This window comes from Paractinoplanes toevensis (assembly GCF_018332695.1).
Classification (GTDB): domain Bacteria; phylum Actinomycetota; class Actinomycetes; order Mycobacteriales; family Micromonosporaceae; genus Actinoplanes; species Actinoplanes toevensis.
This window is the reverse complement of record NZ_BOQN01000184.1, coordinates 1-501: the sequence shown is the minus strand read 5'-3', so window position 1 is coordinate 501 and position 501 is coordinate 1. Positions and strand designations below refer to the sequence as shown.

Sequence of the window (501 nt, the reverse complement as noted above, 5' to 3'; positions counted from 1 at the left end):
TGCCGCAGATAACGCGCGAGCCTGCCGCAGTGAGCGGCCCACCTCCGTCGATGACGAGCCGCGCGTCGGCAGCGAGCTCCTGCGCCGGCGCGCCTTGTGACAAGGTCCCGCCGCGCTGACCGGGGAGCAAATAGGAGCAGCAGGCCGCTGACGCTCAATCGTCTTCGATATAGCCCGTGGTGGGGTCGACCATGGCAAGAAAGCTGCGGATGTTGTCGATGTGCTCGTCGAACGACAGCTCCACGGTCGGACTCGTTCCGAAGCCATAGCCGGTATGGGGCCCGGTAAGCCACGCGTAGTGGGTGCCGCCGAGCTCGTTCGGGCGGAGGGCGAACACCTCTCCGTCGACCTCAAGCGTGCGGGACGCGGCGCTCATTTTCGCTTCGGGTTGCAGGCCGGGCACCGCATCCGGACGGGCGTCATCACCGTCGCTTGGGTAGATCGCCTTCATGACGACCATTCTCGCGGGTCGGCCGGGTCCGACGCCCGGATCTGCCGCGA

The 501-nt window shown here is 67.3% G+C and carries 1 protein-coding gene; it reads right to left on the bottom strand.

Features of this window, described 5'->3' with window-relative positions; all coding sequences use genetic code 11:
• Positions 1-154: 154 nt before the first annotated feature.
• A partial coding sequence (locus tag Ato02nite_RS49775; RefSeq protein WP_246608239.1) for a hypothetical protein occupies positions 155-501 on the bottom strand: 347 nt, incomplete at its 5' end.